At 72.9% G+C, this 25,662-nt stretch carries 26 protein-coding genes; 8 read left to right on the top strand and 18 right to left on the bottom strand.

What is annotated here, in order from left to right:
- Window position 1: 1 nt before the first annotated feature.
- Complete coding sequence (locus tag ACFVX6_RS05985; RefSeq protein WP_389688388.1) at window positions 2-433, bottom strand: DUF5997 family protein; 432 nt, start codon at window positions 431-433, stop codon at window positions 2-4.
- A gap of 37 nt (window positions 434-470) precedes the next feature.
- Between ACFVX6_RS05985 and ACFVX6_RS05980 the strand changes: the two genes are divergently transcribed.
- A complete protein-coding gene (locus tag ACFVX6_RS05980) occupies window positions 471-1,250 on the top strand; it encodes a LysR family substrate-binding domain-containing protein (RefSeq protein ID WP_389688386.1) in 780 nt (259 codons plus the stop codon).
- A 55-nt stretch (window positions 1,251-1,305) separates the two neighbouring features.
- On the opposite strand, the gene ACFVX6_RS05975 is transcribed toward ACFVX6_RS05980, so the two are convergent.
- Window positions 1,306-1,764 (bottom strand): hypothetical protein, encoded by a 459-nt coding sequence (locus ACFVX6_RS05975; RefSeq protein ID WP_389688384.1) that lies wholly within the window; start codon window positions 1,762-1,764, stop codon window positions 1,306-1,308.
- Window positions 1,765-1,923: 159 nt separating this feature from the next.
- On the opposite strand from ACFVX6_RS05975, the gene ACFVX6_RS05970 reads away from it, so the two are divergent.
- Window positions 1,924-2,529 (top strand): carbohydrate-binding module family 14 protein, encoded by a 606-nt coding sequence (locus ACFVX6_RS05970; RefSeq protein ID WP_389688382.1) that lies wholly within the window; start codon window positions 1,924-1,926, stop codon window positions 2,527-2,529.
- Window positions 2,530-2,533: 4 nt separating this feature from the next.
- Here ACFVX6_RS05970 and ACFVX6_RS05965 read toward each other — a convergent pair whose 3' ends face one another.
- From ACFVX6_RS05965 to ACFVX6_RS05955, 3 genes are read right to left on the bottom strand one after another with little or no spacing between them, the layout of a single operon-like run.
- Window positions 2,534-3,316: an N-acetyltransferase gene (locus tag ACFVX6_RS05965; RefSeq protein WP_389688380.1), complete on the bottom strand. Its 783-nt coding sequence runs from the start codon at window positions 3,314-3,316 to the stop codon at window positions 2,534-2,536.
- Window positions 3,317-3,365: 49 nt separating this feature from the next.
- Entirely contained in the window at window positions 3,366-3,941 is a 576-nt protein-coding gene (locus tag ACFVX6_RS05960; protein ID WP_389688378.1) for a histidine phosphatase family protein, read from the bottom strand.
- Between the two features lie 31 nt (window positions 3,942-3,972).
- Complete coding sequence (locus ACFVX6_RS05955) at window positions 3,973-5,406, bottom strand: PLP-dependent aminotransferase family protein (RefSeq protein WP_389688376.1); 1,434 nt, start codon at window positions 5,404-5,406, stop codon at window positions 3,973-3,975.
- Between ACFVX6_RS05955 and ACFVX6_RS05950 the strand changes: the two genes are divergently transcribed.
- Both ACFVX6_RS05950 and ACFVX6_RS05945 read left to right on the top strand, forming a co-directional pair.
- On the top strand, window positions 5,405-6,340 hold the full coding sequence (locus ACFVX6_RS05950; RefSeq protein ID WP_389688374.1) for a DMT family transporter: 936 nt from the start codon (window positions 5,405-5,407) through the stop codon (window positions 6,338-6,340). The genes ACFVX6_RS05955 and ACFVX6_RS05950 overlap by 2 nt on opposite strands.
- 49 nt (window positions 6,341-6,389) lie before the next feature.
- Window positions 6,390-6,587: a DUF1918 domain-containing protein gene (locus tag ACFVX6_RS05945; RefSeq protein WP_266910225.1), complete on the top strand. Its 198-nt coding sequence runs from the start codon at window positions 6,390-6,392 to the stop codon at window positions 6,585-6,587.
- 26 nt (window positions 6,588-6,613) lie between these two features.
- On the opposite strand, the gene ACFVX6_RS05940 is transcribed toward ACFVX6_RS05945, so the two are convergent.
- On the bottom strand, window positions 6,614-7,858 hold the full coding sequence (locus tag ACFVX6_RS05940) for a glycoside hydrolase family 10 protein (protein WP_389688372.1): 1,245 nt from the start codon (window positions 7,856-7,858) through the stop codon (window positions 6,614-6,616).
- A 175-nt stretch (window positions 7,859-8,033) separates the two neighbouring features.
- Between ACFVX6_RS05940 and ACFVX6_RS05935 the strand changes: the two genes are divergently transcribed.
- The gene (locus ACFVX6_RS05935; protein WP_267814889.1) at window positions 8,034-8,930 is read left to right on the top strand and encodes a 3-hydroxybutyryl-CoA dehydrogenase; all 897 of its coding nucleotides are present in this window, start codon (window positions 8,034-8,036) and stop codon (window positions 8,928-8,930) included.
- A gap of 61 nt (window positions 8,931-8,991) precedes the next feature.
- Here the strand turns inward: ACFVX6_RS05935 and ACFVX6_RS05930 are convergent, their stop codons facing one another.
- Both ACFVX6_RS05930 and ACFVX6_RS05925 read right to left on the bottom strand, forming a co-directional pair.
- The gene (locus tag ACFVX6_RS05930; protein ID WP_284716918.1) at window positions 8,992-9,513 is read right to left on the bottom strand and encodes an NUDIX hydrolase; all 522 of its coding nucleotides are present in this window, start codon (window positions 9,511-9,513) and stop codon (window positions 8,992-8,994) included.
- 110 nt (window positions 9,514-9,623) lie between these two features.
- Window positions 9,624-10,961 carry a transcriptional regulator gene (locus ACFVX6_RS05925; protein ID WP_389688370.1) on the bottom strand — a complete coding sequence of 446 codons (1,338 nt, stop codon included), beginning with the start codon at window positions 10,959-10,961 and terminating at the stop codon, window positions 9,624-9,626.
- 558 nt (window positions 10,962-11,519) lie between these two features.
- Between ACFVX6_RS05925 and ACFVX6_RS05920 the strand changes: the two genes are divergently transcribed.
- A complete protein-coding gene (locus ACFVX6_RS05920; RefSeq protein WP_389688368.1) occupies window positions 11,520-12,764 on the top strand; it encodes a serine hydrolase domain-containing protein in 1,245 nt (414 codons plus the stop codon).
- A gap of 61 nt (window positions 12,765-12,825) precedes the next feature.
- Here the strand turns inward: ACFVX6_RS05920 and pheT are convergent, their stop codons facing one another.
- From pheT to infC, 7 genes are all read right to left on the bottom strand, one after another.
- On the bottom strand, window positions 12,826-15,369 hold the full coding sequence (pheT, locus tag ACFVX6_RS05915) for a phenylalanine--tRNA ligase subunit beta (RefSeq protein WP_389688366.1): 2,544 nt from the start codon (window positions 15,367-15,369) through the stop codon (window positions 12,826-12,828).
- Entirely contained in the window at window positions 15,369-16,496 is a 1,128-nt protein-coding gene (gene pheS, locus ACFVX6_RS05910; RefSeq protein ID WP_389688364.1) for a phenylalanine--tRNA ligase subunit alpha, read from the bottom strand. Before pheS ends, pheT begins: the two co-directional genes overlap by 1 nt.
- Before the next feature lie 152 nt (window positions 16,497-16,648).
- Entirely contained in the window at window positions 16,649-17,959 is a 1,311-nt protein-coding gene (locus ACFVX6_RS05905) for an ATP-binding protein (protein ID WP_389688362.1), read from the bottom strand.
- A gap of 56 nt (window positions 17,960-18,015) precedes the next feature.
- Window positions 18,016-18,876 carry an RNA methyltransferase gene (locus tag ACFVX6_RS05900; protein ID WP_266910209.1) on the bottom strand — a complete coding sequence of 287 codons (861 nt, stop codon included), beginning with the start codon at window positions 18,874-18,876 and terminating at the stop codon, window positions 18,016-18,018.
- Between the two features lie 127 nt (window positions 18,877-19,003).
- Window positions 19,004-19,390, bottom strand: coding sequence for a 50S ribosomal protein L20 (rplT, locus tag ACFVX6_RS05895; protein ID WP_214948116.1), 387 nt, complete (start codon window positions 19,388-19,390; stop codon window positions 19,004-19,006).
- A gap of 103 nt (window positions 19,391-19,493) precedes the next feature.
- Window positions 19,494-19,688, bottom strand: a complete 195-nt coding sequence (rpmI, locus tag ACFVX6_RS05890; RefSeq protein WP_389688360.1) for a 50S ribosomal protein L35 — start codon at window positions 19,686-19,688, stop codon at window positions 19,494-19,496.
- Window positions 19,689-19,792: 104 nt separating this feature from the next.
- Window positions 19,793-20,581, bottom strand: a complete 789-nt coding sequence (infC, locus tag ACFVX6_RS05885) for a translation initiation factor IF-3 (protein ID WP_389688358.1) — start codon at window positions 20,579-20,581, stop codon at window positions 19,793-19,795.
- A 323-nt stretch (window positions 20,582-20,904) separates the two neighbouring features.
- Here infC and ACFVX6_RS05880 point away from each other — a divergent pair, with 323 nt between their 5' ends.
- Window positions 20,905-21,285 (top strand): DUF1844 domain-containing protein, encoded by a 381-nt coding sequence (locus ACFVX6_RS05880; protein ID WP_266910204.1) that lies wholly within the window; start codon window positions 20,905-20,907, stop codon window positions 21,283-21,285.
- Between the two features lie 84 nt (window positions 21,286-21,369).
- Here the strand turns inward: ACFVX6_RS05880 and ACFVX6_RS05875 are convergent, their stop codons facing one another.
- The 3 genes from ACFVX6_RS05875 to ACFVX6_RS05865 are packed head-to-tail and all read right to left on the bottom strand — an operon-like array spanning window position 21,370 to window position 24,188.
- Window positions 21,370-22,110 carry an SseB family protein gene (locus tag ACFVX6_RS05875; protein ID WP_250740390.1) on the bottom strand — a complete coding sequence of 247 codons (741 nt, stop codon included), beginning with the start codon at window positions 22,108-22,110 and terminating at the stop codon, window positions 21,370-21,372.
- A gap of 12 nt (window positions 22,111-22,122) precedes the next feature.
- The gene (gene mycP / locus ACFVX6_RS05870) at window positions 22,123-23,307 is read right to left on the bottom strand and encodes a type VII secretion-associated serine protease mycosin (protein ID WP_389688355.1); all 1,185 of its coding nucleotides are present in this window, start codon (window positions 23,305-23,307) and stop codon (window positions 22,123-22,125) included.
- Complete coding sequence (locus ACFVX6_RS05865) at window positions 23,304-24,188, bottom strand: hypothetical protein (RefSeq protein ID WP_389688353.1); 885 nt, start codon at window positions 24,186-24,188, stop codon at window positions 23,304-23,306. The genes mycP and ACFVX6_RS05865 overlap by 4 nt, the downstream gene beginning before the upstream one ends.
- A 253-nt stretch (window positions 24,189-24,441) precedes the next feature.
- On the opposite strand from ACFVX6_RS05865, the gene ACFVX6_RS05860 reads away from it, so the two are divergent.
- Entirely contained in the window at window positions 24,442-25,644 is a 1,203-nt protein-coding gene (locus ACFVX6_RS05860; RefSeq protein ID WP_389688351.1) for an amino acid deaminase/aldolase, read from the top strand.
- Window positions 25,645-25,662: the final 18 nt, after the last annotated feature.

The raw sequence follows: 25,662 nt of genomic DNA, 5'->3' as shown, positions 1-25,662 counted from the left end.
ACTACTTCTTCTCGGTCTTCTCGGCAGCCTTCTCGGCCTTCTCCGCCTGCATCTGCTTGATGCGGACGGTCTCCTTGCGGACGTCGGCCTGGGTGGCGCGCTCCTTCGCGAGCCACTCCGGCATCTCCTGCTTCAGGGCCTCGATCTGCTCCGTGGTGAGCGCCTCGGTGACACCGCCGCGCGCCAGACCGGCGATGGAGACGCCGAGCTTCGACGCGACCACCGGACGGGGGTGCGGGCCGTTGTTCCGGAGGTCCTGCAGCCACTGGGGCGGCTCGGCCTGGAGGGCGGTCAGCTCGGTGCGCGAGACGACACCCTCCTGGAACTCTGCGGGGGTGGCCTCGAGGTACACACCCAGCTTCTTCGCCGCAGTAGCGGGCTTCATGGTCTGGGTGGTCTGGTGCGACGTCATGAGGTCAAGGGTATCGAGCATGTGCGCCACCTCCGACCACGGCCGGTAATCTGGCCGGGTGACAGACTCCCGGACCCCCCCGTCGTTCCAGCTCGCATACGTCCCCGGGGTGACTCCCACGAAGTGGGTCCGGATCTGGAAGGAGCGCCTGCCCGACGTTGCGCTGACCCTCGTCCAGGTCACTCCGGCCGAAGCCCCCGCCCTGCTGCGCGGCGGCGGCGCCGACGCCGGGTTCGTCCGGCTGCCGATCGACCGTACGGACCTCAGCGCGATCCCGCTCTACACCGAGACCACGGTCGTCGTGATCCCGAAGGACCACGTCATGGCCGCGGTCGAGGAGCTGTCGATCGCGGAGCTGGCCGACGACATCGTGCTCCACCCGCTGGACGACACCCTCGAGTGGGAGCAGCTGCCGGGCAAGGCCGCGCTCCAGCGCCCGGAGACCACGGCCGACGCGATCGAGCTGGTGGCCGCGGGCATCGGGGTGCTGGTCGTGCCCCAGTCGCTCGCGCGGCTGCACCACCGCAAGGACCTCACGTACCGGACCCTGCTGGACGCTCCCGAGTCGCGTGTCGCGCTGTCGTGGCCGGAGGCGGACGAGACTCCCGACCTGGTCGAGGAGTTCATCGGGATCGTGCGCGGGCGGACCGTCAACAGCTCGCGCGGACGCGGCCGCACCCAGCCCGAGCCCGAGCAGAAGAAGGCGAAGCCGACGCGGAAGCCGGCCCCCCGCTCGGGAGGCAAGCCGGCCGCCAAGAACCCGCGGTCCGGGGCCCCCAAGGGCGGCAAGGCCACGGCCAAGTCCACCGGCAAGCGCGGAAAGCCCCGGGGCCGCTAGGGCCTGGAACCGCTAGGCCCCCGAACCGACCCTCGGGCGTGATCTCCCGCTCGGCTCAGCCGCCGAGCAGGTGGACGAGGGCCGCCAGCGAGCCGATCGCGGGCAGCACCGCGACGGCCACGGCGGCGAAGCTGAAGACCGTGGCCGGGGTTGCGTGGGCGCGCGGGTCGGCGAAGTTCGCGCACAGCAGGAGCAGCGACGACGGCAGGAAGATCCACGCCCCCTCCAGGATGCCGACGAGCGACCACCCGAACAGCACGACCGCGAGGACCCCGCACGAGGTCATGAACCGGGCCCGGTGTGCGCGCAGGGCCGTGGGCGCCGCGAGCAGGAGGACCGGGGCGACCAGCACGAACGGCGACAGCCCCGCCTTGAGCATCTCCACCACGGGCGGCACCGGGAGGATCAGCGCGACCAGCGCGATCCGCTGCTGCCACGGGTGGGCGGCCCGCGCCCTGCGCGCCCGGACGGCGCCGTCGGCCGCTCCCCGGCCGGGCGACAGGATCCCCGCCATGCCCGCCCCCTCCGGCCGCACCCACTCGACTTGAACGCGTTCAAGCTAGCGGATATTCGCACTCCTTGGCGATGCCCCGAGAGCGTTGCGCCCGCCACACACGCGTCCCTATAGTCACTTCGTATTCATTTCGTCACAGTGAGTGAGCTGGGGGCAAGGGTGTTACGTATCGGCAAGGGACCGTCCGGCAAAGGGCGGGCCGGCAAGGGACGGGCCTCGTTCGCCGCGCTGGCCGCCGGGGCGCTCCTCGCGCTGGGAGTGGGGGCCGCACCCGCGAGCGCCGTCGAGGGCTCGTGCGCCGGCGGCGCCACCGGGCGGCTGCCGCGACTGCAGGACCAGCGGTTCTACGTCCAGTGCGCGGGCGGGGTCGCCACCGTCGTGGCCTGCCCCACCGGACAGGTCTACGCTCCCGGCACCCAGCTCTGCGAGGCGCCCGAGCTGGTCCGGCCCGCCGTGGCCACGCTCACCACGGCCGGTCCGGCGAAGCTGAACGGGCTGCTCTTCGGGGTCAAGAACCTCAGCACCACCGTGCGGATCGCGGACGCCCCGGCCGGACTGGACGGCGTACCGGTCACCTTCACCACCGTCGGCGGCCGGACCCTGTGCACCGCCGTCACCGACCAGTTCGGAGCCGCCCGCTGCGACACCCCGGCCCGGCTGACCATCCCGCTGGACGAACTCCTGCGCGGCTACCGGGCCACCTACGCGGGCATCGGCGGGATCTACCTCCCCTCCTCCGCCACCGCCCCGATCGCGCTCCTCTAGGCGACTAGCCGAGCGTCCCCAGCGAGTGCCGGACCCAGACGTTCGGCTCCACGTAGACCGCGAAGCCCTGCTCCGGTTCGCAGTGGACCGGGGACAGGGCGCCCGGGACCCGGACCGGACCGGCCGTGTCGAAGGGCAGGCCCGTCCACTCCCGCCACTCGGCGAGGGAGCCGGTGATCGTCATCGACAGCGGGGCCACCGAGTCGATGACGCCGCCCGCACGCACGTGGACCCGTAGCCACGGGTCGTACGGGAGACCGTCCTCGCGGGTGCGGTACGCGTACTCGTGGATCGAGGTGTCCGGCTCGGCCGGCTTTCCGCTGGGCCGGACCGGCGCCACCACCTCGGTGAAGCCGCGCGCGCGGGCGGTCTCCCGCATCGCGGCGAGCATCCGGCCGGACAGGCCCTCGCCCTGCCGGTCGACAGCGATGCTGATCTCGATCGCGCTCACGGTGTCGGGCTCGACCCCGCGCCGCAGGTCGGAGAAGGCCCACATCAGGATCCGGTCCCAGCCCTGCGCGGGCAGCGCCCCTTCGCGGCCCGGCGCGTGCTGCGCGAAGGGCACGCTGAAGCCCCGGGCGACCACCGCGTCGCCGTCCGTGCCGATCAGGACGTACTCCGGGAACTCGGCCACCATCCGCGGGTACAGCAGCCAGGCCAGCGCGTCGTGCTGGGCGAACTCGGGCCACGAGTCCTTCATGTCCCAGAGCCGGGCCGCCAGTTCGGGCCGCTCCGCGAGCGTGGTGATCCGTATGCCCGCGCCGCCGATGTCCGTGATCTCGTCCATGCCCGCAGGCTAGGCACGCCCCACCTGCACCTCAAGCGATTTAACCGGTTCAGACGGGCGCCTGGAGGGAGAGGTGCCAGCTCCGCGGCCGGCCGGCGAGGGTGAGCGTGGACAGGGGGCGGACGTCCACGTTCCAGTAGGTCAGCGGCGGTGCGTTCAGGGCGTACACGAGCGCCGCCCGGACCACCGACGGCTCCGCCACCGCCACGATCGCTCCCCCGTCGTCGGCGGGCCGGGTGTCGAGCCAGCCGCCGATCCGGGCGATGAAGGCGAGCAGGGACTCCCCGCCGTGCGGCGCGGCGCGCGGATCGGTCAGCCAGAGGTCCACGGCCGCGGGATCCCGGGCCGCCACCTCGGCCAGGGTGAGCCCGCGCCAGTAACCCATGTCGCACTCCCGCAGGGCGGGTTGCGCCATCGGGGCGTAGCCGAGGGCGGTACCGGTGGCCCGGCTGCGCGAGGTCGGCGAACAGTAGCGGAGCTCGGCCGAGCCCAGCGGTACGAGCCCGCGCGCGGCGGATTCCACCGCGCGCCAGCCGTCCACGTCGAGGGGGCGGTCGTCGTCGAAGCGCTCGGCGAGCAGCGAGGTACTACGGGCTGCTGCGACTAGCGAAACCCGAACATGCATGCGGCGATGGTGATCCGCGTGCCGTACGGGGTCAAGCGTCGAGACGAAGCCCGGACCGCAGCCGCCGGACGGCCTCGGTCAATTCACCCGCGCCGGACACCCCGGCGAAGCTCAGCCGGACGAACGGAGCGGGCGGTTCCGCGCAGAAGTACGGCCGTCCCGGCGCGACCGCGACCCCGGCCCGCAGGGCGGCCGCCACGAAGGCCGCGTCGTCGTCGCCCCCGCCGGGCCGCGCCCACAACTGGTAGCCGCCCCGCGGCGGATGGGGCACCTCCAGCTCCGGCAGCTCCCGCCGCAGGGCCCCCGTGAGGACGTCCCGGCGGTGGCGCAGTTCGGCGGCCACGGTCTTGAGGTGGCGCGGCCAGGCGGGTGCGCCCACCAGTTCCAGGGCGGCCTCCTGGAGGGGCCGGGGCACGAAGAAGCTGTCCACGACCTGGATGGCGCGCAGCCGGTCGAAGACCGGGCCGCGGGCCGCCAGCGCGCCCACGCGCAGGCTGGGTGAGGTGACCTTGGTCAGGGACCGCACGTGGACGACCACCCCGTCCGGGTCCTCGGCGGCGAGCGGCGCGGGCAGCGGGCCCGAGTCCTCGTGGGCCAGGGACCGCGCGTAGTCGTCCTCCAGCACGAACGCCCCGGCGGCGCGCGCGATCCGCAGGACCTCTCCCCGCCGCTCGCCGGACAGCACGGTCCCGGTCGGGTTCTGGAACAGCGGCTGACATACGAACACCCGCGCCCCGGTCGCTTCGAAGGCGGCGGCCAGCAGCTCCGGTCGGACCCCGTCCGCATCCACCGGGACGGGTACCGGCCGGCAGCCGGCGGCCCGCGCGAGGGCCAGCAGCCCCGGGTAGGTCGGGGATTCCACGAGGATCGGCGCCCCGGGCGGGGCGAGCGCCCGCAGTGCGGTGGCGAGCGCGCTCTGGCCGCCCGCGGTCACCAGCACGTCCGCGGCCGCGACCGCCCCGCCGATCTCCCGCGCGAACCAGTCCCGCAGCTCCGGCAGCCCCTCCACGGGCGGCCGACCCCACACCCCGGGCCGCCGGCCGGCCCGGGCGAGGGCCGCCGCCATGGCCCGCTCGGGTTGGAGCGCCTCGTGCAGGTAGCCGCTGTGCAGCGGGATGACCCCGGCGGGCGGGGCGGCCAGGGTGACCAGCACCCCGGAGGCGTCCACGGAGCGCGGGACCACCTCGCCGGAGTCCTCGGCGCTCAGGGCGACGGCCTGCCACGAGGTGTCGCCGAGCTCCTGGGTGTGCGTACGGGGCTGCGCGCGGTAGACCCCGGCTCCGGGGCGGGTGACGACCAGACCTTCGGCGGCGAGCTGGGCGAGGGCCCGGGAGACGGTGACGGGACTGACCCGGTACTGCTCGACCAGGGCCCTGCTCGACGGGAGCTTTCCACCCACCGAGTAGCGGTCCATCTCGACTCGAAGGGATTCCGCCAGTTCCGCCACACTGCTACGCTCGTACATGACAGCACAGAATAGCGCTACTCTCCCCAACGCGATAGCAGTTCGAGGAATCGGCGCCCGCCGGCCCGCCCTCGGGGGCACCACCCTCGCCGCGGCCGGAGTCGTCACCTTCTCGCTGACCTTCCCCGGCACCGCCTGGGGCCTGGAGAGCTTCGGCCCGTGGTCCCTGTTCGGCCTGCGCTGTCTGCTGGCGGGCCTGACGGCCGGCGCCTTCCTGCTGGCCCTGCGCGTCCCGGTGCCGGCCCGCGCCCACTGGGCGGGGCTGGCGGTCGTCGCCGGCGGCGTCGTCGTCGGCTTCCCCCTGCTCACCACCCTGGCCCTGCAGACCTCCACCACCTCGCACGCCGCCGTGGTGGTCGGGCTGCTCCCGCTCACCACGGCGGTCGTCTCCTCGCTGCGCACCGGAGCCCGGCCCTCGCGGCGGTTCTGGGCCGCGGCCGTCGCCGGAGCGGTCGTCGTCCTCGGCTTCACCGTGGCCCAGAGCGGCGGCGCCCTCTCGGCGGGAGACGCCTTCCTCTTCGCCGCGCTGCTGGTGTGCGCGGCCGGGTACACCGAGGGCGGGCGCCTTGCCCGGCTGCTGCCCGGCTGGCAGGTGATCGCCTGGGCGCTGGTGCTGTGCCTGCCCATCGGCCTGGCCGGCTCCGCGCTCGGGCTCGCGTACGAACCGGTCGAGTTGACCGGCCGCGGAGTGGCCGGGCTGGTCTGGGTGGCGGTCGGCTCCTCCTTCCTCGGCCTCTTCGTCTGGTACCGGGGCATGGCCGAGATCGGCGCGGCCCGCGCGAGCCAGCTCCAGCTCGCCCAGCCGCTGCTGACCCTGCTGTGGTCGGTGCTACTGCTCGGCGAGCACCTGTCCCCGGCCGCGCCCGTCGCCGCCTGCGCGGTGCTCGTCTGCATCGCGGTGACGCAGCGGCCCGAGGGGCCAAAAAGAGGCTGAACGACCTAAACTGCTAACACCGGATCGGACCGCCACCGAGGAGGTCAGCATGCGCGCGACCGAGGGCGACCAGCTGGTTCAGCACGGCAGGATCGTGGGCCAGCACGACAAGGTCGGTGAGATCACCCAGGTCCTGGGAGAGAACGGCACCCCTCCCTACCGCGTCCGCTTCACGGACGGACACGAGGCAGTCATGTCCCCCGGCCCCGACTGCATCGTGAAGCACCCCGCCGACCACGACCAGTGACGGGCTGCCCCTAGAAGACGGCCTGGTCAGCGCGGTGGCACGGCCACCGCCGTCGGATAGTGGTCGGCGACCACCCGGGCCATCGCCCCGTTGGGGTCCGCGTCCACCTGCTTCGCGGAGAAGTAGACGTGGCCGCGGACCTCCGGGTATCCGGCGGCGAACCGCAGGTGCCGGGACAGCTCGCGCGGATCGCGCCAGGCGGCGGTGGAGCTTTCCGCGTCGCAGCGGTACAGCGCCTCCCCCACGTAGAGCTGGACGCGGGTGCCGGCGACGGTCCGCGCCCACCAGGGGACGATGGCGGCGTAGTCGGCGGCCGGGTGGCCGATCTGCCAGTACGCCTGGGGCACGATGTAGTCGATCCAGCCCTCGCGCACCCACTTGCGGGTGTCCGCGTACAGGTCGTCGTACGTGCCGACGCCCGCCTGGGTCGGCGAACCGAGGGGATCGCGGTCGGAGTTGCGCCAGACGGCGAAGGGGCTGATGCCGAAGCGCGTCGCGGGGCGCAGCGCCCGCAGCCGCTCGGACATCTCGCGGACCAGGGTGTCGGTGTTGTGGCGGCGCCAGTCGGCGCGGGTCGCGAAGGCCCGGCCGTACTGCTCGTAGGCAGCGTCGTCGTCGAAATCGCGGCCCTCGACGGGGTACGGGTAGAAGTAGTCGTCCCAGTGCACCCCGTCCAGGGGGTAGCGGGCGACGGCGTCCAGCATGGCGTCCTGTACGAAGCGGCGGACTTCCGGCAGCCCGGGGTTGTAGTACAGCTTGCCGCCGTACGGCACGGTCCAGCCGCGGTTGCGGCGGGCCGGGTGCCCGGGTGCGAGCAGGCTCCGGTCGGTGTGGTTGGCCACCCGGTACGGGTTGAACCAGGCGTGCAGTTCCAGCCCCCGGGCGTGCGCTTCGGCGACCGCCGTGCCGAGCGGGTCCCAGCCGGGGTCGACCCCCTGCTCGCCGGTGAGCCACTGCGACCAGGGCTCGCGCGCCGAGGGCCACATCGCGTCGGCGGTCGGCCGGACCTGGAGGATCACCGCGTTGAGGCGGCGGGCGACGGCGGTGTCGAGGAGGTCCAGCAGCTCGGCGCGCTGCTCCCGCGCGGACAGCCCGCTCTGCGAGGGCCAGTCCACGTTCTGCACGGAGGCGACCCACATCCCGCGGAACGCCGCCGTGTCCGCCGCCCCCGCCCGCGCCTTCCCACCGGCCCCGCCCGCCTCCGGCGGCCCGGCCGCTCTCGCGGGGGCCGCCGCCACCGCCGCCAACACCCCGGCCGCTGCGGCCAGCATTCCCCGCCTCCCGATGGACGCCATGTGACGACTCCGTTCCGCTCCGTGACATTGCCTCGTGTCCGCCCAGCATGCCCGCCCCGGCCCGCCACGCCGGGGAAGGACGGGGGTAACGTCGGGGGGCGTGGCGGGCGCCGGAACGCAGTTACCACTGCACGAGTACGGGGGACCCGCGATGGAGAGCAGCGAAAGGCACGATGTGACGGACCTCCCAGACGACATCGCACGCGTCGGCGTAGTGGGCTGTGGCCAGATGGGCGCGGGCATCGCGGAGGTGTTCGCCCGGAGCGGGCTCGAGGTGATGGTCGCCGAAACCACCGGCGAGGCCCTCGAGCTCGGGCGGACCCGGCTGCACACCTCTCTGACCAGGGCCGCCGAACGCGGCAAGATCAGCGAGGAGGAGCGGGACGCGACCCTGGCCCGCCTGTCGTTCACCACCGATCTCGGCGAGTTCGCCGACCGCGACCTCGTCATCGAGGCGGTCGTCGAGAACGAGCAGGTCAAGACGGAGATCTTCCAGGTCCTCGACCAAGTGGTCACCCGCCCGGACGCGATCCTCGCCTCCAACACCTCCTCGATCCCGCTGGTCAAGCTGGCCGTCGCGACCTCGCGGCCCGACCAGGTCATCGGCATCCACTTCTTCAACCCGGCCCCGGTGCAGCAACTCGTCGAGCTGATCCCGGCGCTGACGACGAGCGACGAGACCATCAAGCGCGCCGAGGCCCTGGTCGGGGGCGCGCTGGGCAAGCACGCCATCCGCGCCCAGGACCGATCCGGCTTCGTCGTCAACGCGCTCCTGATCCCGTACCTGCTGTCCGCGATCCGGATGTTCGAGTCGGGCATCGCGAGCCGCGAGGACATCGACAACGGCATGGAGCTGGGCTGCGCCCACCCGATGGGCCCGCTGAAGCTCGCGGACCTCATCGGTCTGGACACGGTGGCCTCGGTGGCCGACTCGATGTACGCGGAGTTCAAGGAGCCCCTGTACGCGGCTCCCCCGCTGCTCCAGCGCATGGTCGACGCCGGCCGCCTCGGCCGCAAGACCGGCTCGGGCTTCTACCCGTACGGCTGACCCGTACGGCTGACCCGTACGGCCGGCCCTTGCGGTCGGCCGCGGGCAGCCGCGGGGCGGCTCAGCCGAGCCGCAGGTGGTGCAGCAGCAACAGCCCGGCCGCCATGTTGGCGGCCGGGATCTCGCCGCGCGCGATCATGTCGGGGACCAGCTTGAGCGGTACCCACTCGCGGCGCGAGGACTCGAAGTCGTCCTCGGGGTGGCCCACGTACGTGGCCCCGTCAGCCCAGTAGAGGTGGTGGCGGGCGTCGGTCAGCCCGTTGGACGGCTCGACGGTCATCAGGTGGTGCAGGGGTCCGGGCCGCCAGCCCGACTCCTCCTCCATCTCGCGGGCGGCCGCCCGCTCCACGGACTCCCCGTCCTCGACGACCCCGGCGGGCAGTTCCCAGCCCCAGCTGTCGGTGATGAAGCGGTGGCGCCACAACAGCAGCACCTCGTTGGCCGCGTTGACGGCCGTGGCGACGGCGACCGGCCGCAGCCGGATGACGAAGTGGTCCAGGTGCCGGCCGTCGGGGAGCTCCACATCGGCGAGATTCACGTCGAACCAGCGGTTCGTGTACACGGTTTGCTCACTCAGGTTCATCCACTGCACGGTTCTGCCACCTTCCGATCGAGTAGGTGGCAACATGGCAGCAGTTCACCCCGGCCCAGGGGAACGCGCAAAGGGCGGCGCAGAGAACGCCACGGGGGATGTCACAGCGGAACGCGCAGCGCCCCGTCGATGAGCTCGGCCGTGTCCTGCGCCCCCGAACAACCGCTGGTCAGCAGCTGTTCCCGGACCGCCCGCAGCCGGTCGCGCAGGCGCAGCGACTCCATCCCCTTGGCCCGCTCGGCCATTTCGGCCGCCGAGGCCACCGCCTGATCGGCCTCGCCCTGGCGCAGCTGGATCTCGCACAGCATCGCGAGCCGGTGCACCCGGCCCCGGTCGTGCGCCGGGGTCCCGACCGCGGCCGAAGCCTGCTCCCGGGCCGCCCGCAGATCGCCCAGACCGAGCAGCGCCTCCGCGACCTGTACGTTGACCAGCCCGGGCTGTACGTACCCCGTCTCGTCCGGCTCCGTGCCGGGCCGGATCCGCTCCGCCGCCGCCTCGGCCTTGCGGATGCAGGCCAACGCGGCCGCCGTATCGCCGAGTTGCGCGTACGCCTTGGCCTGCATGGCGTACAGGTCCGCGGCCAGGGCCGGGGTGGTGTGCCGTCCCGCGGCGCGCAGGGCCGCCTCGGCGAAGGCCACGGCCTGGCGGAACTCCCGTAGGTGCAGGCACTGGTTGACGATCAACGCGATCACATAGGCACCGAGCCCCCGGTCCCCGCTCGCCTTGGCCAGCCGCAGCGCCTGGTGGAAGTAGCGCTGGGCCAGCCCGTGCGCGTCCGAGTCGTACGCGCAGATGCCCGCCACGGCCACCAAGGAGCCGCCGGCCCGGTGCAGGCTGCGGCCCAGCCCGTCCGAGTAACTGCCGCGCAGCATCGGGGCGGTCTCGGTGCCGAGGAAGCGGACGACCCGGTCGCGGGTGGCCACGCCGCCGGCCCTGCGGTACATCAGCTCGTAGTGCGCGCGGGCAGCCTTGAGGATCTCCACGTGCTCGGGTCCGACGCGGGTCGGCCCCGCGCGGGACACGTCCGCGTCCTCGGGCGGGTTCTCCCACTCCCACACGGGCATCACCGCGGGGGTACCGGTGAGGGCCCCGGCGTCGAGGGGCTGCCGGCCGTTGCCGTCGGAGCGCCACAGGGCCGCCGCCCGGTCGACGAAGCCGCTCAGCGGGGACCCGTTGGCGTCGGCGGGCTGACCGGGCAGCCCGAACCCGACGTCGTCGAGGGAGAGCGGCCGCCGCAGCCGGCCCCCGATCACCTCGCAGATCAGGTCCGGGACCTGACCGCGCGGGCGCTGGCCCTTCAACCACCTGGTCACGGCGGTGTGTTCGTACCTCAGGGCGAGTCCGCGGGTGCGGCCCGCCTGGTTCACGTGCGCGGCGAGTCCGGCGTGGGACATGCCCGCCTCGGCGAGGAGGGCATCGAGCAGTGCATTGGGCTGCATGGGCCCCTCCAAGGGCTCGTCGGATCCAGGCTAGTGGGTGCGCGCTTCACACGGGGTGTGAACGGAGTACGCGCATAAATGCGATACGCACCCTGCCGCCGGGGTCCCCCGGAGCGCTTCACTTAAGGGCCTCGCCAAGAGGTAGCTCGGGTCGTCGGCTCCCCCTCGTACAGTGCGACGACCCGTCAACCGCGCCGCCCGTCCTGTTGTCTGCCCGACACTCCACGGCAGGCGGGCGGCGCGCTTCGGCTCCGCCGGGTCCTGGTTGGTCGCCGGGCCCCGGCCGAGCCGGACCGAGCGCGCGCCGGGCCCACCCACCGGGCCCGGCCCGCGTGGTCCCCCCTCCGGCCCGCGAGTTCCCCGATACCGGCGCGGACGTCCGCGCCCCAGCCGCACGGACGTCCGCGCCCCTCCTGCGGACCCGTCCCTCAGGGGACCGGCCGTCCTCCGACGGGCGTGGCCGGGGTGCGCCCGTCCACCCTCCGCGCGATGCTGGCCGCAGGCAGGCGTGCTCGCTCGCCTGAACCGGACAGGCCGACACGCGGGAGCCGTGAACCAATGGGCCAGTGCACGAGACGTCTGCTGGGCGCCCTGGTCCTGGCCGGCGTCCTGGCAGTACCGGCCTGCGGGTCGCACGGTGACATCGCGGTGTCGAGCGGCAGCGACGGCGACGGTGCCGCTCTCGACGCGCCGACCGAAGCCGAGGTCAGACGAATCGTCCGCCGGTTCCAGGACACGAACCGCACCCCGGGCGTCCTGGTCGGCATCTGGAGCCCGAAGGGAACCTTCGTCAGCGCCACCGGCGTCGCCGACCTCGCGACCGGAGCCCCCCTTCGAACCGACATGCAGTTCAAGATCGCGAGCCAGACCAAGACGTTCACCGCCAACCTCGTCCTGCAACTGGTGGGAGAGGGGAAGGTCGCCCTTGAGGACCACATCTCCACGTGGGTGGCCGGCGTCCCCAACGGGGACCGGATCACGATCCGCCAGCTCCTCAACCACACCAGCGGCCTCGCGGACGGTTTCACGTCGCCCACCGTCCAGGCGAAGATCCCGACCGGCTGCACCGTCGAGGAGCTCCTGGAGGCCGAGGCGAAGTTCCCCCCTGTCGCTCCCCCCGGCACCAAGTGGTCGTACAGCAACTACGGTTACAACCTGCTCGGCCGCGTCGTGGAGCTGGCCGGCGGCCAGAACCTGAGCACCGCGGTCCAGCAGCGCATCGCCCGACCGCTCGGACTGCGCCGCACCCTCCTCCCGACAACGGGCAACGGCCTCAGCGAGCCCTTCACCCACGGGTACGGACTGGGCGACGTGGGCCCCACCCAGGCACCCACCGCCGCCGATGACGCGACGGCGATTCCGGCGTCGTGCCTCTGGGCACACGGAGCCATGGTCTCGACCCTCTCGGACATGCGGATCTGGTCCCGCGCCCTGGCGACCGGCGCGCTGCTCAAGCCGGACGTCTGGGCCGAAGCGACCAAGAACACGATCCCCTTCGTCTTCGCGGGGAACTACAACGGGCCCGGCACGTGGCGGTACGGACTGGGATTCGTCGAGTCCGGCGGGTTCATCGGGGGAGAAGGAAGTTTCGCCGGCTACGAGTCCACCGCCATGTACTCGCCCACGCTCCGGACGGCGATCGAGGTGGTGTCCACCAAGAACCCCAACGCCATCACACCTCCGCCGATGTTCCAGGCCCTCGGCATGGCGGTCTACGGCACCGGTCTCGACTTCGGCCTCACACCCGAACAGGCTCTCGCACCCGCGTTCAAGGGAGCGGCGGGAGCTCCCGGCACCGGCTGACGCACGCGAGGGGGCACACCCCGGAACCGGGATGCACCCCCTCGACGACGAGCGGCAGCGGCTATGCGCCGCGCAGCACCGCGCCCGTGCGCTCGCCCGCCAGGGCGACCGCCGCGTCGCGGGCCGCCGTGGACTCCTCGGCGGTCAGCGTGCGGTCGGCCGCGCGGAAGCGCAGCGCGTACGCGAGGGACTTCTTGCCTTCGCCGACCTGCTCGCCCTCGAACACGTCGAACAGCCGCAGGGACTCCAGCAGTTCACCGGCGCCCTTGTGCAGCGCGTCCTCGACGGCCGAAGCCGGCACCGACGCGTCCACGATCAGCGCGACGTCCTGGGTCGCCACCGGGAAGGAGGAGATCCGGGGCGCCTGGAGGGCCTCGCCGCCGGCCGCCGCGAGGCGGTCCAGGTCGAGCTCCATGGCGCTGGTGCGGGCCGGCAGGCCCATCGCCTTGACCACGCGCGGGTGCAGCTCACCGGCGTGGCCGATGACCGTCTCCACCCCGTCCAGGGTGACGAGCAGCTCGGCGCAGCGGCCCGGGTGCCAGGGTCCGTACTGGCCCTGGCGCACGACGAGCTCCGCACCGGCCTCGACGGCCAGCGAGCGCGCCGCCTGGACCGCGTCGGCCCAGTCGGCCGGACGGCCCTTGCCCCACCAGCCGGCCTGCTCGCGGGCACCGGCGAGCACGACCGCGGCGTAGCGCGGCTGCGCGGGCAGGGCCGCGTTCAGGGTGGCGATCTCCTCGTCGGTGGGACGCCGGTCGACGCCGAGGCGTACGGCGACGCCCGGCTGCGCGGCGGCCCGGAAGACCGAGCCGGTCTCGAAGAGGGCGAGGTCGTGACTGCCCCGGCTGTCGTTGCGGCGCAGCGCGCCGAGCAGACCCGGCAGCAGCGTGGTGCGCAGCGCCGGCTCCTCGTCGGAGATCGGGTTGACCAGCTTGACGACCTGGCGGGAGGCGTCGTGCGCGGACAGCTGGAGCTGGTCGAAGACCGCCTCGCCCAGGAACGGGTAGCTGAGCGCCTCGACGTAGCCCGCGCCGGCCAGCGCGCGGCCCACCCGGCGGTGCAGCTGCTGCCGGGCGGTCAGACCGCGGCCGGAGGGCACCTGCGGGAGGGTGGAGGGAAGGTTCCCGTAGCCCTCCAGCCGGATGACTTCCTCGGCGAGGTCGTTGGGCTCGGCGAGGTCGGGCCGCCACGAGGGCGTGGTGACGACGAGCTCGTCCTGGCCGTAGACGTCGCAGCCGACCTCCTGCAGGCGGCGTACGACGGTCTCCCGGCCGTAGTCCATGCCCGCGACCTTGTCGGGGTGGTCCGCGCTCATCGCGATGGTGCGCGGGGCACCCGGGGCGGTGAGCTCGGTGACGCCAGCCTCGGCCGTGCCGCCCGCGAGCAGCACGAGCAGGTCGACGGTGCGCTGCGCGGCAGCGGCGGCGGCCTGCGGGTCGACGCCGCGCTCGAAGCGCTTGGACGCCTCGGAGGACAGCTTGAGGCGGCGGGCGGTGCGCGAGATCGACACGGAGTCGAAGTGCGCGGCCTCCACGACCACGTCGGTGGTGCCGGTGACGGCGCCCGTCGAGCCAGAGGGATCAAACACAGTGGTGACGGAGTCGGCGATCTCGGTGTTGGCACCGCCCATGACACCGGCGAGCCCGATCGGGCCGCTGTTGTCGGTGATCACCAGGTCCTCGGAGTCGAGCTTGCGCTTGACGCCGTCGAGGGTGGTCAGCTCTTCGCCCTGCTCGGCCCGGCGGACGCCGATGGCGCCGTCGATCCGCGAACGGTCGTAGGCGTGCAGCGGCTGGCCGAGCTCGAGCATCACGTAATTGGTGATGTCGACGGCGAGCGAGATCGGGCGCATGCCCGCCTTCTGGAGGCGGCGCGTGAGCCAGATCGGGGAGCGCGCCTCGGGGTCGAGGCCGGTCACCGTGCGCGCGGTGAAGCGGTCGCAGCCCTGCGGGTCGTCGACCTTGACGGCGTAGCCGTACGAGTTCGGCGCGGGCACGTCGAGCAGCGCCGGGTCGCGCAGCGGCAGGCCGTACGCGGTGGCGGCCTCGCGGGCCACACCGCGCATGGACATGCAGTAGCCGCGGTCCGGGGTGATGTCGATGTCGAGGACCTCGTCGACGAGCTCCAGGAGCTTGATCGCGTCGGTGCCGACCTCGTGCTCGTGGGGCAGCACGATGATGCCGTGCGTGCCGTCGTCGCCCATGCCCAGTTCGTCGCCGGAGCAGATCATGCCGTGGGAGGTGCGGCCGTACGTCTCGCGCGCGGCGATCGCGAAGTCGCCGGGCAGCACCGCGCCGGGCAGCACCACGACGACCTTGTCGCCGACGGAGAAGTTCCGGGCGCCGCAGACGATCTCCTGCGGCTCGCCGGTGCCGTTGGCCGAGCCGACGTCCACCGTGCAGAAGCGGATCGGCTTGCGGAAGCCTTCGAGCTCCTCGATGGTCAGCACCTGGCCGACGACGAGCGGGCCCTTGAGCCCGCCGCCGAGCTGCTCGACGGTCTCGACCTCCAGGCCGGCGTCGACGAGCTTGGCCGCGACGTCGCGACCGGTTTCACCCGCGGGGAGGTCGACGTACTCCCGCAGCCAAGAAAGCGGGACCCGCATCAGATCTCCATCCCGAACGGCCGGGTGAAACGGATGTCACCCTCGACCATGTCTCGCATGTCTTCTACGTTGTGGCGGAACATCAGCATCCGCTCGATGCCGAAGCCGAAGGCGAACCCGCTGTACTTCTCCGGGTCCACACCGCAGGCGATGAGCACCTTCGGGTTGACCATGCCGCAGCCGCCGAGCTCGATCCAGCCCTCGCTGGAGCAGGTACGGCACGGGCGGTCGGGGTTGCCCACCGACTCGCCGCGGCACACGTAGCACTGCATGTCCATCTCGGCGGACGGCTCGGTGAAGGGGAAGAAGTGCGGGCGCAGGCGCGTGGTGGTGCCCTCGCCGAACAGCTCCTGGACCATGTGGTCCATGGTGCCCTTGAGGTCCGCCATGGTCAGGCCCTCGTCCACGGCGAGGAGCTCGACCTGGTGGAAGACCGGGGTGTGCGTCGCATCGAGCTCGTCGGTGCGGTACACCCGCCCCGGGCACACGATGTAGACGGGGGGCTTGCGCTCCAGCAGCGAGCGCGCCTGCACCGGGGAGGTGTGGGTGCGCAGCACGACTCCGGACTCGTCGCCCTCGGTGCCTTCCGGCCCCCGGACGAAGAAGGTGTCCTGCATCTGGCGCGCGGGGTGGTCGGGCGTGAAGTTGAGGGCGTCGAAGTTGAACCACTCCGCCTCGACCTCGGGGCCCTCCGCGACCTCGTACCCCATGGCCACGAAGATGTCCGCGATGCGGTCCATCAGCGTGGTCAGGGGGTGCCGGGCGCCGGCGGGCACGCGGTCGTAGGGCAGCGTGACGTCCACCGCCTCCTCGACCAGCACCCGCTCGTCGCGCTCGGCTTCGAGCGCGACCGTGCGGGCCCCGAACGCCTTGTTCACGGCGCCGCGGGCCTGGCCCACGAGCTTGCCCGCCGTGGCCTTGGCCTGCGGGGGCAGCGCGCCGATCTCTCGGTTGGCGAGCGCCAGGGGCGAGCGGTCGCCCATGTGCGCGGTCTTCGCCTCGCGAAGTTCGTCGAGGTCGCCGGCGGCGGCGAAGGCGGCGAGCGCCTCGTCCCGCATGCGCTCGATCTCTTCCGGTTTCAGTGCCTCGACCTCGACAGGGTCGTACGACTTGTTCGGTGCCGACATCTCTTCCCGTACTTCCGATGGCTGGCTGGTGGGTCCCCCGCGCGACGCGCAGGACGCGCTCGGCACAAGGACACAAAGGTGCCAAAGGTCGAGTCTAAAGGTCGCTGGGGGTGAAGGGGCCCGTGGGCCGCCTGGCGAGACGCTCCGCAGGGCTACTGCGTGAGGTACGCCGGGGCGCCGACGGGCAGGATAAATCGGAACTCGGCGCCGCCGCCGGGGCCGCGGCCGACCGTGATGGTGCCGCCGTGGGCTTCCACGATGCCCTTGACGATGTAGAGGCCCAGGCCGGTGCCGCCGCGCTTGCTGCCCCGCCAGAAGCGGGTGAAGACGCGCTTCATCGACTCTTCGGGGATTCCGGGGCCCTCGTCGGTCACGGTGACGGCGGTTCCCTTCTCGGTCTTCCCCGCGGCGTTCGCGAAGCTGGTCGGCGTCACGTCGATGGTGACGGTTCCCTCGCCGTGGCGCACCGCATTTTCGAGCAGGTTGCCGAGGATCTGGTCAATTTTGTCCGGGTCCGCCCACAGGTCGGGCAGCGGTCGGCTCACACTGACCAGGAACCGCTCCGGGGCCTGCCCGTTCGCGGTGAGCGCCTGGACGTGGCGTCCCACGGCCGTGGAGATGTCGACCGGCTGGCGGCGCACCTCCAAGCGGCCCGAGTCGATGCGGGAGATGTCCAGGAGCTCGGCGATGAGCCGGGTGACACGGTTCGCGTCGGCGTCGACGGTCTCCAGCATCAAGCGCTTCTGGTCGTCGGTGAACCGCTCCCACTTGGCGAGCAGGGTCGCCGTGAACCCCTTCACGGAGGTGAGCGGGGAGCGGAGCTCGTGCGCGACGGTGGCGATCAGCTCGGCATGGCTGCGCTCGGTGCGCCGCCGGGCCTCGGTGCCCCGCAGGGTGACCACGAGCCGGCGCACCGGCCCCTTGGGGTGGGTGCGCACGTACCGGGCGGAGACGAGCACCTCGCGGCCGCCGGGGAGCAGCAGGTTGCGCTCGGGCTGTCCGCGCCGGGTGGCGAGGCCTCCGTAGGGGTCGGTCAGCGCCCACCAGCGGCGGCCTTCGAGGTCCTCCAGCGGGAGGGCGCGCTCGATGCCCAGGCCGAGGGCCTCGCCCGCCACGAGGGCGGTGATCCGGGCGGCGGCGGAGTTGAAGCAGATGACCCGGCCGGTGGCGTCGGCGATGACCAGCCCGTCGGGCAGGTCGTCGGGATCGATCCCGAGCGCGCCGTACCCGCCGTGCCCGTCCGCATCCTCCGGCGCGTCGGGCCCCGGCCCCTCTGGGACGGGACCTACGGGGCCTACGGGGCTCGCGGGCGCGGTCCGGGCCTGCGGGGGCGGGGCGGCGGCTCCCTGGGGCTGCTGTACGGGCACCCGGGCGGCGGGGGCGGCCAGCTGGGGCACGGTCGCCAGGACCGGTGCACCGGCCGCCTTGGCGGCACCTGGCGAGCTGTTCGTACCGACGGTCATGTCCCCGTACCCCACATCTCCGAGTACCACAGTGGGCCCCCCGGGCCGCCACATTACTAGCTGGGGGTCACGGAGCGGCACCCTCCGGGCGCCCGCTGTGCACGCGCGGAGGCGTACAGACACACGGCGGCGGCCGTGGCGAGGTTCAGGCTCTCGGCCTTTCCGTGGATCGGAACCCGTACGACCGCGTCGGCGAGCGCCCTGGTCTCCTCGGGCAGGCCCCATGCCTCGTTGCCGAAGATCCAGGCCGAGGGGGTGCCCATGGTGCCCGCGTCGAGCTCGGCGTCGAGGTCGTCCGTGCCGGCCCCGTCGGCGGCGAGGATCCGTACGCCGGCCGCGCGCAACCCCTCGACGGCCTGCTCCACGGGCACGCCGACGGCCACCGGGAGGTGGAAGAGGGAACCCACGGAGGCGCGTACCGACTTGGGGTTGTACAGGTCCACGGAGGCGTCGGTCAGCACGACCGCGTCGGCTCCGGCGGCGTCCGCGCAGCGCAGCACCGTACCGGCGTTGCCGGGGTCGCGGACGTGCGCGAGGACGGCGACGAGCTTGGGCCGCGCCTTCAGGATCTCCTCGAACGGGGAGTCCAGGAAGTGGCAGACGCCGACCAGGCCCTGCGGGGTGACGGTCTGCGAGACCTCCGCGAGCACCTCGTCGGAGGCGTAGTGGACGCGGGCTCCGGCGGCGTACGCGGCGTCGACGATGTCGGCGTAGCGCTCGGCGGCCTCCACGGTCGCGAACAGCTCGATCAGCGTGGACTCGCCGCCGGCGCCGCGGTGCTCCACGGCCTCGCGCACGGCCTGCGGGCCCTCGGCGATGAAGCGGCGCTCCTTGGTGCGGAAATTGCGCCGCGCCAGGCGCCTGGCGGCGGCCACCCGGGTGGACCGGGGGGAGATCAGCTCGGCGGGGGTGCCCATGGCGGTCGGCTCGCTTCCGTACGTACAGCGGGTGGAACTCAGTCGAACTCGGTGTTCAACGCACCGGACCCGCAGGCGCGAGGCCTGCGGGTCCGGGCAAGTTACTGCAGCCTTGAGGGCGTGCTGCTTAGGCAGCGACCTTCGGGGCGTTGACATCGGCCGGGAGGGCCTTCTGCGCGACCTCGACCAGCGCGGCGAACGCGTTGGCGTCGTTGACGGCCAGCTCGGCGAGGATCTTGCGGTCCACCTCGATGTTGGCGGCGTTAAGACCCTGGATGAGGCGGTTGTACGTCATGCCGTTCTGGCGGGCAGCAGCGTTGATGCGCTGGATCCACAGCCGACGGAAGTCGCCCTTGCGCTTCTTGCGGTCGTTGAAGTTGTAGACCAGGGAGTGGGTGACCTGCTCCTTGGCCTTGCGGTACAGGCGCGAACGCTGACCGCGGTAGCCCTTGGCCGCCTCGAGGATTGCCCGGCGCTTCTTGTGCGCGTTTACTGCCCGCTTGACGCGTGCCACTTTGTACTCCTTGTAGCGGGGCCGTGGATGACTTCACACGACCCGAATTCGATGGGGTCCCGGTCTTGACGTGCTCCCGCTCCCGGAAGGGGAGCGGAGGACGTCACTTGCCGAGAAGCTTCTTGATCTTCGCGGCGTCGCCGGGGGCCATCTCCGCGGTGCCGGTCAGGCGGCGGGTGACACGGGACGACTTGTGCTCGAGCAGGTGGCGCTTGCCGGCGCGCTCACGGAGCACCTTGCCGGTGCCGGTGATCTTGAAGCGCTTCTTGGTCCCGGAGTGCGTCTTGTTCTTCGGCATGGCGCCGTTATCTCCTCGTCGGTGGCGCCCCCACCGGCCCTGGTGGGGGCCGGCTCGCGGGAGCGTCATGTTGTATCGGTGATCCGAGACGGGCTGCCTCGGAATCAGGCCTGTGTAGAGGCCTCGTCCGAGGCGGCTGCCTCGTCGGTGCCGGCCTCGGCCGCGTCGGTCGCCTCGGCCGCTTCGTCGGAAGCGTCCTCCACGTCCACGTCCTCGGCTTCGAGTGCAGCGTTCTCCGCCTCGAGCGCGGCGTCGGCGGCCAGGGCCTCGTCACCACTCTCGTCGCTGGCACGCTCACCCTGGCGCTCGGCCTTGCGGGCGGCCTGCGCCTCGCGGGCTTCGGCCATCGCCTCGGTCTTCTTCTTGTGCGGACCGAGAACCATGATCATGTTTCGGCCGTCCTGCTTCGGGTTCGACTCGATGAACCCGAGGTCCTCGACGTCCGAAGCGAGACGCTGCAGCAGTCGGTAGCCGAGTTCCGGCCTGGACTGCTCGCGACCACGGAACATGATCGTGATCTTGACCTTGTCGCCCTGCTTGAGGAACCGAACGACGTGACCCTTCTTGGTGTCATAGTCGTGCGGGTCGATCTTCGGCCGGAGCTTCATTTCCTTGATGACCGTGTGCGCCTGGTTCTTGCGCGCCTCACGGGCCTTCATGGCCGACTCGTACTTGAACTTGCCGTAGTCCATGAGCTTGCAGACCGGCGGGCGTGCGGACGCCGCGACCTCGACCAGGTCGAGGTCGTACTCCTGCGCGAGCTCGAGCGCCTTGGCAAGCGGCACGATGCCGACCTGCTCGCCACTCGGGCCGACGAGTCGTACCTCGGGAACGCGAATCCGGTCGTTGATGCGGGGCTCGGTGCTGATGGATCCTCCTCGGTAGCACCACACGGCTGCCTGGAGGACAGCCGCTGACGTTTTTCCGTCAGACCGACCGCGGCGGGGAATGAAAAAAGCCCCGCCGGGCACAGGCGAGGGCTCCAATACAACCGGAGCACCGTCGCGTGCGAACCGCGGGGCGCAAAATCGGGCAGCTTTCCATCGTCCGTACGGAACGATGGATACCACCTGACCGGTGACCCGCCTCCCGTGAGGGCGGCTGGGTGGGAGAATCGGAGCCTCCACTTGTGGGCCGGGCACATAAGTGTCCGGCCGGTCGAAGTACATACTAGCACCCGCGTTGCAAGCCCGCCGCACGGCATATCGTGGGGCACATGACTGACGCGACGCCCTCCGGTTCCACCTCTGCATCCCCGGCCGCTCCCGACTACGACGACCTGACCCGCGACATCGCGGACGTGCCGGCCGTCGAGGTCATCACCACGGTGGCCGTCCACCTGCTCAGTGCGGCAGCGGTCAACCTGGGCCTGGACAAGCCGGACTCCGAGTACAAGGACCTCGACGAGGCCCGCAAGCTGATCACCGCCCTGGCCGGGCTGGTCACCGCGAGCGCCACCGAGATCAGCTCCTTCCACGCCGCCCCGCTGCGCGACGGCCTGAAGTCCCTCCAGCTGGCCTTCCGCGAGGCCTCGCTGGTGCAGGACGAGCCGGGGCAGGGCCCGGGCGAGAAGTTCACGGGTCCCGTGTACGCGTAACTCCGGCAAGCAGTACGCGCACCTGCGGAAGCAGCAGGAAGGGCGCCTCCCGATGTCGGGAGGCGCCCTCGTGCGTTGCGGGGGTCAGCGCGTGAAGAGCGGCTCGCCCGGCGGGACCGGGGCCCCCTCCGGGAGCAGCGCCAGGTCCAGTCCGCCTACGAGGCGTGCGCGCAGGGTCTCGTCGGCCGCCAGGGCCTCGGCCACCCGGCGGGCCGCCGCCGCGGCCTGCGGGCCGGCCGCCAGCACGATCGCCAGGGTTCCGTCGGCGTCCGCGCCGCCCGGGCCCAGGTGGGCACCGAGTACGGCCGGTTCGGCGGTCACGACGGCTCGGACGGCCTCGCGCACGGCGGGGTCGGCGAGCGGACCGGCGTCCGTGCGGCCCTCGGCGAGCGCGAGCAGCGCGGGGCCCGCGAGCTGGTACGGGACCGGTCCGGACAGGTCGAGGACGATGGTGTCGGCCTTCTCGTGCGCGGCGGCGGCCAGCGCCTGGTGCAGCGGCACCGCCACCGGGCGGGCGGCCGGGTCCCACAGGGCCAGCGAGGCGATGGAGGTGAAGGCGGGCAGCGCCCGCCGGTCCCCCGCCCGCAGGGTGGGGACGGCCATGTCGCTGGTCTTCTCGCGCTTGAGTCCGGTCTCGGGGTCGGTCTCGACCTCGCCGAGGACCGCGACGACGGGAACCAGCAGGCGGGCGTCCCTCAGGGCCGCCAGCACCTCCGGCTCCTTGGCTCTGTCCACGGCCCAGGCGGCCAGGGCCGCGCTCAGCCGGGGATCGGCGGAGCCGTCGTCGTCGGAGAAACCGGGGTCGGGGATGTTTTTGTTCGCCACAGTTCCCCGAGCCTATCCCGCATCGGGATCCCACCGTCCGGCCCGGGGCCGCCGGGCCAGTACGCCGGCCACCACGAGCAGGACCAGCCCGCCGGCCACGCCCGCCGGGGCTCCGAAGCGGGCCCAGGGCCCGGGGTCGGGCACCGGGTCGGGGCCGGCACCGAAGTAGGTGCCGGCGGCCGCGACGGGTGCGGGCAGCACCGGTTCGGGGGCCATCCCGTCCGCGGCCTGGAGGGCGGCGACCGGGTCCACCAGGCCGAAGCCGCGGGAGTCGTCGCGGCCGCCGGGCGGGGAGCCGGAGGCGGTGTCCTCCAGCAGGTTCTTGATCTGTGCCGGGGACAGGTCGGGGTGGGCGGCCTTGACCAGGGCGACGGCGCCGGAGACGAAGGCGGAGGCGGCACTGGTGCCCCAGCCCTCGTAGTAGGAGCGGTCGGGGTCGGCGATGACCACGCCGACGCCCGGGGCGCTGACGGTGGCGTACCAGTTGCGGGTGGAGAAGGACGCCTTCTTGTTCTTGCGGTCGACGGCCGTGACGGCGATGACCCCGGGGTAGGCGGCCGGGTACGAGATGCGGTCGCCGTCCTTGCCGCCGTTGCCGGCGGAGGCGACGACGACCGCGCCCTTGCCGAGGGCGTACTGGACGGCCTCGTCCTCGGCGGCCTCGTGGTGGGCGGAGCTGCTGTCGTCGCCGAGCGAGAGGTTGATCACGTCGGCGCCGTGGTCGGCGGCCCAGCGGATGCCCTCGGCGAGGGCGCCGCCCTTGTTCTCCCGGGCCTGGTCCCGGCTGGGGTCCTTCTCCTCCAGGATCACCCGGACCGGGAGGATCTTCGCCTGGGGGGCGATGCCGAGGACGCCTCCGAGGCCGAGGGAGCCGTGGCCGTGCCCGGCGATGATCCCCGCCATGGCGGTGCCGTGGCGGGCCCAGGCCCGGTCGCCGCGTCCGGCGCCCATGCCGACGAGGTCGGCGCCCTCCAGGACCTGGCCGACCAGGTCGGGGTGGGTCGGGTCGACCCCGGTGTCGAGGACGGCCACGGTGACCCCGTCGCCCCGGGTGGTGCCCCAGGCCTCCTCGGCGCGCAGGGCCGTCAGCCCCCACTGGCGGTCGCGGATGGCGTCGGCGGCGGCCGGCGGCGCGGCGGTGACGACGAACAGGGCTCCGAGCGCGAGGGCGGCCGGGAGCAGGGCGCGGCGGGTCATCGAGCGGCCTCCCGGGTCGCCGTCGGGGCCTGCGGTGTCTGTGGAGCCGATGCCTGCGGATCCGATGCTTGCGGATCCGGTGTCTGCAGATCCTGCGACGGCTGCGGCGTCTGCGCGGCCGGCCGGCCCTGCGGGGCCGCGAGGCCGCGCAGGGTCCGTTCGATCAGGTCGGCGACGGCCTTGGCCTCGTGGCCGAGGCCCGCCTTGGCCACGCGTCCCCTGGCGTCCTCGGCCATCTTGTCCTCGGCCGGGCTGGGGGCACCGAGGCGGCGGCCGTCGGCGAAGGCGGAGACCGTGTAGACGACGACCGGGGCCTCGGCGAGCACGGAGGCGGTCCAGGCGGCGCGGCGGTTGTCGGGGAATCCGTAGCCGGTCGGGGCGGTCAGGCGGCCGCGCAGGGAGTCCATGGCGGTGGCGTCGGCGGGGGTGAAGACCATGCCGACGGTGACGAGGGAGCTGCGGGTGGCGTCGGTGTAGGTCGCGCGGAGCACACGGGTGCACCCGGTTTCGGCGAACAGCGCCTGCCAGTCGGCGGCGAGCGCCTCGGTGCAGCCGGCGTCGGCGGCGGGGGCGATGCGGGTCCACGTGCGGTCGGCGCCGCCCGGCCCGGCGTCCTGGCCGTCGAGGACGGGCGGGAACAGGGTGTCCACGGGCGCGCTGTGCCAGAGGGACGCGGCCTTGCGGTAGGCGGCTTCGGGCGTCAGGGTTCGCTGTGCGGCCCGGTGGTCGGTGACGGCCTTGTAGCCGGCCGCACCGGTGAGACCGAGGCCGAGGAGGCCGCACAGGGCGGCGGCGAGGACCGTTCCGCGGCGCCGCCGTGGCGGTACCGGGTCCCGGTCGGGCGCGGTCAGGACCCCGCCGTGCGGTGTGGACGTACTCATCCGGCGGCTCAGCCCCCCGTTCCCGTCGGCTGCCTGCCCTTACTTTACGCGCCCGTCAGTGCCGGAATGCCGACCGGGGAGGAGCGACGGTAAACACGTGCGAACTGCCGTCTCAACATCCGAAAAGGGGCATCGGGCGGTCGAGACCTTGATGTGACCGCGGCGGGCTTCCGGGCCTCTGACCTGGCCGGGGGTCCCGCGGCCTCCGCGAACCCCCTACCCACGAGTACACCCATCTGGCAGGCTGCCGCCCATGAACTCCCCCGCCGCCGATCGGGCCCGTTACGACCGGGCCACCGCCCATCTCGACGCTCCGCTCGCCCTCGTGGATCTGGAGGCGTTCGACGCGAACGCCGACGATCTCGTGCGTCGCGCCGGCGGGAAGCCGGTCCGGGTGGCGAGCAAGTCCGTACGGTGCCGCGCGCTGCTCGAACGGGTCCTCGCGCGGCCCGGGTTCGCCGGAATCATGTCCTACACCCTCGCCGAATCGATCTGGCTGGCCCGCTCGGGCTTCGAGGACGTGCTGCTCGCCTACCCGTCCGCCGACCGGGCCGGCTTCGCCGAGCTCGCCGCGGATCCGAAGCTGGCCGGCGCGGTCACCGTGATGGTCGACGACCTCGCGCAGCTGGAGCTCGTGGACCGGGCCCGTGACGGCGGCGTCCAGGAGATCCGGGTCTGCCTGGAGCTGGACACCGCCCTGCACCTCTTCGGCGGCAGGGTGCGCGTCGGCGCCCTCCGCTCCCCGCTGCGCGAGCCCGCCCAGCTCGCCGAGCTGGCCCGCGCGGTGAGCGCCCGGCCCGGCTTCCGGGTGGTCGGACTGATGGGCTACGAGGGCCACGTGGCCGGGGTCGGCGACGCGCTCGCGGGCCGTCCGCTGAGGTCGCGCGCCATCCGGCTGATGCAGGGCGCGGCCCGCAAGGAGCTGGCCGCCCGCCGGGCCGAGGCGGTGCGGGCCGTGCGCGCGGTGGTGCCGGACCTGGAGTTCGTCAACGGCGGCGGCACCGGCAGCGTCCAGCAGACCGCCGCCGAGGACGCGGTCACGGAGATCGCCGCCGGGTCGGGGCTCTACGTGCCGCGGCTGTTCGACAACTACACCTCGTTCAGCGGCCGCCCCGCGGCGCTCTTCGCCCAGCCGGTGGTCCGCCGCCCCGGGGTCGGGGTGGTCACGGTGCTCGGCGGCGGGTACCCGGCCTCCGGCGCGCCCGGCGCGGACCGGCTGCCGGTCCCGTACCTCCCCGAGGGGCTGCGCTACGACCCGCAGGAGGGGGCCGGCGAGGTGCAGACCCCGCTGCTCGGCAGCCCCGCCGACGATCTGCTGATCGGCGACCGGGTCTGGTTCCGGCACGCGAAGGCCGGTGAACTGTGCGAGCGCTTCGACACCCTGCACCTGGTCCAGGGCGACCGGGTGACGGCCACCGCCCCGACCTATCGGGGCGAGGGCCGCACCTTCCTCTAGGGACCTGGGACCCCGGGT

It is taken from the genome of Streptomyces sp. NPDC058289, from assembly GCF_042880975.1.
Taxonomy (GTDB): domain Bacteria; phylum Actinomycetota; class Actinomycetes; order Streptomycetales; family Streptomycetaceae; genus Streptomyces; species Streptomyces stoeckheimensis.
The sequence above is the reverse complement of the archived record's forward strand: the minus strand, read 5'-3'. Positions and strand labels throughout refer to the sequence as shown.